The following is an 8,521-nucleotide window of genomic DNA, read 5'->3' as shown; positions in this document are numbered from 1 at the left end:
CCTATATACTGGTCAACAGGCATCCAGTATTGAACTGCCTTATTATCAAAAGGAACATCCTTTGCATGAGGTGAGCAGTATCTCAGAAAATACCAGGATGAATCCATAAATCCGCCCATTGTGTCTGTCTCCCTCTTTGCAATCCCTCTGCATTTCGGGCATTTTGCATTGAGGAATTCCATGCTTTTCAGGAGAGGATTCTCTTTTGCCTTGAAGTCAACTTTTTCAGGAAGAAGAACAGGCAAATCCTTTTCAGGAACAGGGACAGCTCCGCATTTCTCGCAGTATATTACAGGAATGGGTGTTCCCCAGTAGCGCTGCCTTGAAATCATCCAGTCCCTGATTTTAAAGTTCACAACTTTCTTTCCAATTTTTTTCTTCTCAGCATACAGCGCAAGCTTTTCTTTTGCCTCTTCGCTTGAGAGCCCTGAGAATTCCCCTGAATTCACAAGTTTCCCATAATCAGTGAATGCCGCCTTGGAGATGTCTCCCCCGGATATTACCTCTTTTATCGGGATATTGTATTTTTTGGCAAAGGCATAATCCCTTTCGTCGTGCGCAGGGACAGCCATCACCATTCCGCAACCGTAATCTGCAACAACGAAGTTTCCTGCATAAACCGGAATCTTCTCCTTTGTTATAGGATTCTCTGCATATCTTCCTATGAAAACCCCCTGCTTTTCAAGGAGGGATTCCTCTTCAGAAGTTGAAACCCTGCTGCACTTTCTTATGAATTCTGAAACCTCTTTTCTCTTATCTTTTGAGGAAAGCTCAAGGAGCCTTGGGTGCTGGGCTGAAATAACCATGAATGTAACTCCGAATATTGTGTCAATCCTTGTTGTGAAAACAGCCCAGTCCTCGTCATCTATCTTGAAGTTTATCTCAACTCCGTGTGATTTTCCAATCCAGTTTTCCTGCATTGTCTTTATCTTTTCAGGCCATTCAAGCCCGCTTAACCCTTCCAGAAGTTCGTCAGCATAGGCGGTTATTTTCATGAACCACTGGGGAAGCTCTTTTTTTACAACATCGCTTTCGCAGCGCCAGCACTTCCCGCCTTCTGCCTCCTCGTTTGCAAGCACTGACTCGCACTTAGGGCACCAGTTGACAGGCGCTTTTTTCCTGTACACAAGCCCTTTCTCCATCATTTTTATGAAAAAGAACTGGTTCCACTTGTAGTATTCAGGCTCGCATGTGGATATGGCTCTGTCCCAGTCATAGCTGCTTCCAAGGGCTTTTTGGTATTCCATTATTTTCTTTATAGAATCATGAGTGTACTCTGAGGGATGAATATTGCTTTTCTTTGCAGCGTTTTCAGCAGGAAGCCCGAATGAGTCATAGCCCATTGGATAAAGAACATTGAAACCGCACATTCTCTTGTATCTTGCAAACACATCGCCTATCGCATAGTTTCTCACATGCCCCATGTGCAGGAAGCTTGCGCTCGGGTATGGAAACATCTCCATAACATAGTATTTTTTCCTGCTGCTGGTTTCTACTGCCCTGAATATTTTGGACTTTTCCCACTCCTTCTGCCATTTGAGGGAAATCTCATTAAGCCTTAAACGCATATCCCTTTCTTCGCCTGCGCCTTTTTCTTCCATTGCATTCACTTTTTTATCCTTTAAGAAAGAACAGTTATTTAATGAGAGTATTTAAAATTTATCGGATTTTTGCTTTTTCCCGGCTATTTTAAAGAAGCATTATCCCGTTTGAAGTGAGATCATATAAAAGCCTGAAAAACCCGCCCGGGTATAAAAACGAGCCTATTGTGGGATAGTTTATCATGGTTCCGGGAATTGAGTTTGTTTTTTTCAGTTCAATTGAGTTATAGTTGTCGTTTATTTCCACCTTTTCCTCAAGAGTTTTTTCTGAATAATCTTTCACATCTGACTGCTTCAGGTTAGGTGTGTAAAGCGTGCTCTCATAGGGGATGAATTCCCCGTCTTTTTTCACCTCAAGCCACATGTGCCCGTATATGCCTGAAAATCCTGTTGAAAGCCGCAGGTCATCAGTGTATTCAGCCCTTCCTGACAGCGCGGAAAGCTCGTCATAAACATGGTAAGTTTCAATTGCATAGTCCCTGCAAACCCCTTCTCCATATGAGTTGTTGTGCACGATGGAGCTTGCCAGGTTGAGGTAGTCAATTGGCTCAAAGTTTTCCGGGATTACCATACGCGTTATTATTGCCCTCTCATTTGTTTTTATTGTTGAAAAGTTTATACTGGGAACTATTGAAAAGACAGCTGCTCCAATCACCTGGTTTATTATGGCTACAGCTCCGATTGTGCACAGCGCCTTTTTTATTCCGCTTTTTACTTTATCTTTAGAAACCATTTTGAATCTCTAATCCAGCTTGTCTGTAAGCCTGAATTCTATTGAATCCCCGTCATTCACCATGTAAGAGCCTGCACCAACGCTTGAGCTTTTGTTGTTGACATAGAAAGCCCAGAAAAGCCCGCCTTCTCCGCATACAGAGTCAATGCAGCTTATGAACGCGCCGTATGATGCGTGCGTTGTTATGTTAACCTGATGATGCTGCGAAAGCATCTTCATTGCAGTAACATTGTTGAAGAGAATCTCGCTTTCTGATGTGTTGCCTATTGTTTTTACTATAAGCAGCGCCTTCCCCTCATGGATTTCCCTCACCTCGCCAGAGGGTATTGCAACTATGCAGCCGTAGGACAGCAAGGATATGATTAATGCAATCGATATGAAAACCAGGTTTTTATTCATCATCTTCAATAGCATCTCCTTTCTTGCCTTTCTTTTCTTTCATCTTTTTTGTAATGTCAATATCTGCATGGCAGAACTGGCACTGAACTCTTAGGGTAAGCACTCCGCCGATATTTTTTCTCTTGAATGGAACAGAGGTTTCCCCTTTCTTCTTGCAGGAAGGGCAGGTGTACTCAACATTTGCTGTGAGCGTATCTTCATGCTCTTTCTTTTCCATTGTGAAGCCGCACTCAGGGCACACATATTCCTTTGCCCTTATCTTAACTTTTCCGTCTTCCCTTGGCTTTCCCATTATCCCTTTTTTGCATTTCGGGCATTTTTCCTTGAAAACCCAGCATCTTGCTTCCCCTTCCCCAATCTGCCTGTAAGTGTAATAAACAATCTCTTCCATGCTCTCTGGCTGCTTAAGCGTCATCTTTTTTCCTCCTAATTAATTCCTGCTGTAATGTTTTTGGTTATATTAGTAAGATTAACCCCTTCAGGAGCCCAGCGCTGCTTTACTGCAAATCCGATTATCCTTGCAGAATTTTTTCCTATCTGGAAAATCCACTGTCCGAAATCCCTTGCAAATAATAGCGTTTCCCCGGGAGAATTCAGGCTGTATCCCTTGCTCTTTATTATTGCGTAAGCGCCAATTACAAGCGCAAGAACTGCAATAAGCCCTATTAGTTCCCCTTTTTTCCCTCTCAAGCAGATTTTCATAACTTCTTAAAATAAAATCCTAAATATAAATCTTGTGATAAATCAACATTCCCTCTCTTAAGCCATCATTGCCTTTATCCCCTGGACAATGAACTCCACTGCAATTGCGGTAAGGAGAAGCCCCATGATTTTTGAAAGGATTTCGTTTCCCTGCTTTCCAAGAACCTTGAATATTCTTCCGGCATTCCTGAATATCGCCCACGTTATTAAAAGGCTCAGTGCAGCTGCGATTATTCCCATTAAGAGCCCGTAGCGCATCACAACAATTATTGCTGCAGTGAGAACTCCCGGCCCTGTTATCAGGGGAGTTGCAAGCGGAACAACTGCAATCTTGTAGCCCTCTGTTGCTTCATTCCTGAATTTTAAGTCAAGCACGGTCTCAATTCCCATAATGAGAAGGATTACTCCTCCTGCAATCTTGAAGCTGTCTATTGTTATCCCAAAAAACTCAAGGATTTTCCTTCCGAATACGAGGAATAAAAGGAGGAGCCCTGATGCGATTATGATTGCCTGCTTTATCAGATGGTTTCTTTCAATATGAGAAAAATTCTTTGTGAGCCCGAGAAGCACAGGGACGCTTCCGAAAGGGTCCATAATTATGAATATTGAAAGGAACGCCCTAAGGAGCTCTGAAAAAAACTGCACTGCAACCATATTTTCACCTCTTGTTAATCTTATGAGATAAGTTTTTTTCCAACTATAAAAACATTTTGGGAAGCTGATTTATTTTAGTATATTATCTTAAAATTCAGATGCCTTTCCTTAAGAAGTTTTATTATTCTCTTTTTTAATATCTCGTAATATTCCCTATTTTCTCCGAAAAGAATCTCATTGTAATCTTTAATCAGTTCAGGATAATCTTTTCTAAGCACATTTTCAATTGAGGGCCAGTTGCCGCACTTTATGTTCAGCCGGTCAACATAAATCAAAGCCACTTCCAGCTCTGCGAATCTGTCAAACAGATGTTCCATCCCCTTTTCAGAGAGAATGGGCATTATCGGGCCGAAAAACACGCCTGTCTTTATGCCCTCCTGCTTCAATTCCTTTAATGCCTGCAGCCGTTCATTTATGGAAGAGGCGCCTGGCTCAAACGCCATTCTCGCCTTTTCATCAAGGTAAGGAATTGTGAATTCAACTTTTATATCATCAAATTTTTTTATGATATCAATGTCTCTAAGCACAAGGGCTGATTTTGTAAGGATTGAAATCGGAAACTGGTAATTCAGGAGCTCCTTGAGGATATTTCTTGTAAGCTCATATTTTTTCTCAAGAGGCTGGTAAGCGTCTGTGACCGAGCTTAGCATGACTTCACCCCTCTTTTTCCGCACCAGCTCCTTTTTAAGAACTTCCACTGCGTTTGTCTTCACATCAACAAAGCTTCCCCACGCTTCCTGATGGTTTGTGTATTTTTTCATGAACCGTGCATAGCAGTATGCGCAGGCGTGCTGGCATCCAGTATAAGGGTTTATGCAATAATCCGAGATTCCTGATTTGTTAAGCAGGGATTTGCAGGATATTTCTTTTATTATCATTTAAAGAGATGCACATGTTCTGATTTATAATACTTTTTCACAGATGTCCAATGGGCATTTTTCGTCACAATTAGGTTGCAAATTTTATCGTCGGGGTTTGCAAAAATTTATATATTCCCATTTGGTATTTTTTATTATGAAATACGAACTTGAGAAGATTTGTGAGTACTCAATTGGCAAAAAGGACACGACATCATTCCCTCTTCTTAAGCAGTTTGCAACAGTCCCTTTCTTTATTCCCTGGTATAGAAGCGAGGAATCGCATAAGGTTTTTCCGATTATCCTGAATGAGATGTCTGACATAAACCCTTCAAAAAAGATTTTCTCAAAACTTGTATCAAAGATTGTGGACAGAAACCCGTTTTTTGACCACACTGACATCTCCTACTTTGTCGCAGAGTCAGAAGGCAAGTCCGTTGGAAGGATTGCTGCATATATTGACCACAAATACAATGAAGAGCACAGCGAGAACACAGGATGGATTGGAATGTTTGACTGCGTTGAAGACAAGCGCCTGTCAGAAGACCTTCTCGAAGCTGCTGTCGGCTGCCTGAAAAGAAACGGATGCGACAAGGTAATCGGCCCTGCAAAGTTCAATGCAAACGGAGAGGTTGGGCTTTTGATTGACGGCTTCCAGTACAATCCTTTTTTTATGGAGCCCTACAACACGCCTTATTATCAGGAGTATTTCACCTCTTTCGGCTTCACAAAGCTTGATGACTGGTTCAGCCACATCTTTGACCACACCAGCGATAAGATGTATGCTTATGTTGACAGGATAAAAAAGCAGGAAGCGCGGCTTCTTGAAAGGACCGGAGTTAAAATCAGAAACGGGGAATTCAAGAACATCGACAGGGAGATTGAGATAATAAAGTCCCTTTACAATTCTGAGTGGGGAAAAGGCACTCATCCGCAGTTTGTGAATATGACTGACCCTGAATTCGCTGCACTGGCTAAAGGCATAAAGACAATTGCTCTTGAGGATTTTGTCTTTATTGCTGAAAAGGACGGCGCTCCTATTGGAGTTGAAGTCACAGTCCCTAACATAAATGAGGTAATCTCGCATTATGATTCTTTGCATCCGGGGCATATTCCATCAAAGAATCCGTTCAGCGTTGCAGACATAAAAAGAGACCTTGCAATTTTCTCAGATATTCAGAGGAAAAAACTTAACAAGGATTTTTCATCAGTCAGGATTCTTATTGTCGGAGTTGCCGAGCAGTACAGGAAGACAGGCATTGACGCCCTTCTTTACTACAAGGCATTTCAGGCAGGAATAAAACTTGGGATAAAAGAGGGAAGCGGCTCAGAGACAGCAGAGAGGAACCTTGACATGCTCAGGCCCCTTGACAACATGGGAAAGCGCGCTTTTTTATGGAGAGTTTATGAGCTGAACATCTGATTTCCTGAATAAGATTTATTAATTCCCCATATTTTTCATCATGCTCATGGACAATTATTACAATTCAATCGCTGACTCCTACATAGAGCTCCACAAGGAAGAGCAGCTTTCAAAGCTCAGGATAATAAAGGAAAACCTCAATGTTAAAAAGGGGGATTTCCTCCTTGATGTTGGCTGCGGACCCTGCTTCTCTTCTGAGGTGTTTGACTGCAATGTAATAGGAATTGACCCGAGCGAAAATCTTCTCGCAAAAGCAAAGAAAAGGAAAGGGCTTCATCTTATAAGAGGTTTTGCAGAGAGCATTCCCTTCCGGGACAGGGAGTTTGATTTTGTGATATGCGTGAGCGCAGTTCATAATTTTGAGGACATTGAAGAAGGGATTTCTGAGATTGAGCGGGTTGCAAAGAGGGATGTTGCAGTGACAATCATGCGCAAGTCGCCCAAGGCAGATTACATAAGAAAGATTGTTCTTGAAAAATTCAGGGTGAAAAAGGAGATTAAGGAGGAGAAGGATTTGATAATAATCGCAGAAAGAAAATAAGCCCTGAATATTCTTAATTTTCTTAAAATTCCTAATATTTTCTCTCTTTGATTGCCTTCTCAGTTATATTTAAATACTACTTTCTCAAATTGCATTTCCATGGCTGAAAAAGAAGAGAGCGAAGAGAATTCATATGAGATAAAAAATCCTGGAAATGAGAGCGCTCCTGTAACGAAGAGCAGGAAATTTCTTGGTTTCCTCTTTATTCTTGGGCTTTTGCTTATTGCAGCTTTCGCATTGATTGTGTGGAAGTTTAATTTCATAATAAAAGACGAGCTTGTCCTGAGGATTGAGCCCTCAAGCATAAGCCTGGACAGCACGAACAAGGATGTCAACCATGTCTTTTTCAAAGTTGTTGTGCAGAGATTCATCGGGTGCGAGGCGGAATGCAGCTACAGATTCAGGGACTTTTCCCAGAATATAACAATTTCAGATGAAAAGATAATTCTCACTTCTGACTCATTTGAGAAGGAATATGTGATAAGCCTGAACAAGTCAGGGGAAGGGCAGGCAATCTACCTTTTTGAGGTTGAGTGCAGAAACAAGAAAAGCTTTTCCTGTTCAACAGAGGGTGCAAAGCGGGAAAAGAGCGCGATTGTTTCAATAAATTATCATCTCACTTCAGAGGAAGCTGGCATTAAGGAAATGATTTATTCTGAAATGGATGCTTTGGATGCCAATATCTCCTCATCAATTTCCAGGATGGGCAGGCTTAGAAGCGAATATTTCCTTATTGCAAAAAACTACCTTCCAAATCTCTCTGAGGAAATGCTGTCCTTATCAGGCATATTGGATTCCTCAGGAAGTATAGAAAAAAGCATTGAAAATGACAAGCGAGCAATTGAGAATGCCTGGAAAGAAGGAGATTATTCATCAAGCGGAAAAATATTCTCTGAAAGATTGATGAATTCTGCTGAATTGCTCTTCGCAAAGGCAGATTCAGGGGAGAATAGCCTTAACAGCACATTCTCCATGTATAATTCATTGTATGAGCGCATGAACATGCTGATTTCAAAGCAGAAATCAACTCTTCCTGAGATTTACAATTACTCAAAGCTTTTAGAAGATTCGCAATTGCTTTCTGAATCCTCAGCGATTTCATCATCAATATCCGAAATTGCAGGCCTTTTGAAATGGAGAAATTATAAGAGCCTGAAAAACCTGTCCCTTTCAGCTGAATCTATCTCATCAAGGCTTTCTCTTCTGGAAAATTCATATGAGAAAAGGATTGAGGCTTCATTTGCAGAGTCCTCTTCAGAGCTTTACGCAGCAGAGCTTTATGCAAGGGAGATTGATTCAGATATTCCCTCTTCTGCCCTTAACATATCAGAGATTGCATTAAAAAATTCTTCATATCCTGAGCTTGAGCTTTCCTGCGCAGGAATGCTGTTCTTTTCAGAGGCAGTTAATTCCCACAATGTGAAGGCATTGCTTGCGCTCAGCTCTTCTCCTTTTGAGAACAGCTCTAAATTGAAGGAAGCATCTGATATTCTCCGAAAGAACGCTTTCTCAATGTCAGCATCATCAGTTCTTATTGAACTTCAGAATGTTCCTAATGTAGCTTCGTATTCCAGAATTTCTCTCATCAACAATTCGCTCTATCATCTGCGC

At 41.4% G+C, this 8,521-nt stretch carries 10 protein-coding genes; 3 read left to right on the top strand and 7 right to left on the bottom strand.

Going from position 1 to position 8,521, the window contains the following annotated elements:
* The 7 genes from leuS to NTV63_03715 all read right to left on the bottom strand — a co-directional run.
* Positions 1–1,601 (bottom strand): leucine--tRNA ligase (gene leuS / locus NTV63_03745; protein MCX6710036.1); only part of this gene is annotated, 1,601 nt, incomplete at its 3' end.
* Positions 1,602–1,689: 88 nt separating this feature from the next.
* Positions 1,690–2,334: a hypothetical protein gene (locus NTV63_03740; GenBank protein MCX6710035.1), complete on the bottom strand. Its 645-nt coding sequence runs from the start codon at positions 2,332–2,334 to the stop codon at positions 1,690–1,692.
* Between the two features lie 9 nt (positions 2,335–2,343).
* Positions 2,344–2,733, bottom strand: coding sequence for a DUF4430 domain-containing protein (locus NTV63_03735; GenBank protein ID MCX6710034.1), 390 nt, complete (start codon positions 2,731–2,733; stop codon positions 2,344–2,346).
* Positions 2,726–3,148 (bottom strand): hypothetical protein, encoded by a 423-nt coding sequence (locus NTV63_03730; protein MCX6710033.1) that lies wholly within the window; start codon positions 3,146–3,148, stop codon positions 2,726–2,728. Before NTV63_03730 ends, NTV63_03735 begins: the two co-directional genes overlap by 8 nt.
* An 11-nt stretch (positions 3,149–3,159) precedes the next feature.
* On the bottom strand, positions 3,160–3,435 hold the full coding sequence (locus NTV63_03725) for a hypothetical protein (GenBank protein ID MCX6710032.1): 276 nt from the start codon (positions 3,433–3,435) through the stop codon (positions 3,160–3,162).
* A gap of 57 nt (positions 3,436–3,492) precedes the next feature.
* Entirely contained in the window at positions 3,493–4,089 is a 597-nt protein-coding gene (locus NTV63_03720) for a MarC family protein (protein ID MCX6710031.1), read from the bottom strand.
* A gap of 74 nt (positions 4,090–4,163) precedes the next feature.
* Entirely contained in the window at positions 4,164–4,967 is an 804-nt protein-coding gene (locus NTV63_03715) for a radical SAM protein (protein MCX6710030.1), read from the bottom strand.
* A 136-nt stretch (positions 4,968–5,103) separates the two neighbouring features.
* Between NTV63_03715 and NTV63_03710 the strand changes: the two genes are divergently transcribed.
* The 3 genes from NTV63_03710 to NTV63_03700 all read left to right on the top strand — a co-directional run.
* Positions 5,104–6,369, top strand: coding sequence for a hypothetical protein (locus tag NTV63_03710; GenBank protein ID MCX6710029.1), 1,266 nt, complete (start codon positions 5,104–5,106; stop codon positions 6,367–6,369).
* A gap of 46 nt (positions 6,370–6,415) precedes the next feature.
* Positions 6,416–6,910: a class I SAM-dependent methyltransferase gene (locus NTV63_03705; protein ID MCX6710028.1), complete on the top strand. Its 495-nt coding sequence runs from the start codon at positions 6,416–6,418 to the stop codon at positions 6,908–6,910.
* A gap of 99 nt (positions 6,911–7,009) precedes the next feature.
* A partial coding sequence (locus NTV63_03700; protein MCX6710027.1) for a hypothetical protein occupies positions 7,010–8,521 on the top strand: 1,512 nt, incomplete at its 3' end.

Source organism: Candidatus Woesearchaeota archaeon, assembly GCA_026394965.1.
In the GTDB taxonomy this organism is placed as follows: domain Archaea; phylum Nanobdellota; class Nanobdellia; order Woesearchaeales; family 0-14-0-80-44-23; genus JAPLZQ01.
This window is presented reverse-complemented; position numbering and strand designations above follow the sequence as displayed.